The sequence below is a fragment of the Sulfitobacter sp. CW3 genome, assembly GCF_019392245.1.
GTDB lineage: Bacteria > Pseudomonadota > Alphaproteobacteria > Rhodobacterales > Rhodobacteraceae > Sulfitobacter.
In genome coordinates this window covers 1-253 of sequence record NZ_JAHXRL010000410.1, presented here as the reverse complement: position 1 = coordinate 253, position 253 = coordinate 1, and the positions used below count along the sequence as shown (strand labels likewise).

The 253-nt window shown below is 68.8% G+C and carries 1 protein-coding gene; it reads right to left on the bottom strand.

Annotated elements, in window-relative coordinates:
• Positions 1-242 (bottom strand): histidine phosphotransferase family protein (locus tag KZZ06_RS21615; RefSeq protein WP_257884539.1); only part of this gene is annotated, 242 nt, incomplete at its 3' end.
• Positions 243-253: the final 11 nt, after the last annotated feature.

The following is a 253-nucleotide window of genomic DNA, read 5'->3' as shown; positions in this document are numbered from 1 at the left end:
CTCTCGGGCCGGCCGGCCATCAGCTCCTCGACGTGGGGCGGGATGCGGGCGTGGGAGCCCTTGGCCTTGAGCACCAGCGTGGGCGCCTCGCCGTCGCCGGAGACGACGACGTCGATCACGCCGCCCCGGGGAATCGCCGAGGTGGCGATCATCACGAGATTGAGCAGGAGCTTGACCTTGTTCTTCGGGAACAGCGCCTGCGGGGCGCTCCAGGTCAGCTTGGTCTTGTCGTCGGCGAACATGCCCTTGGCCA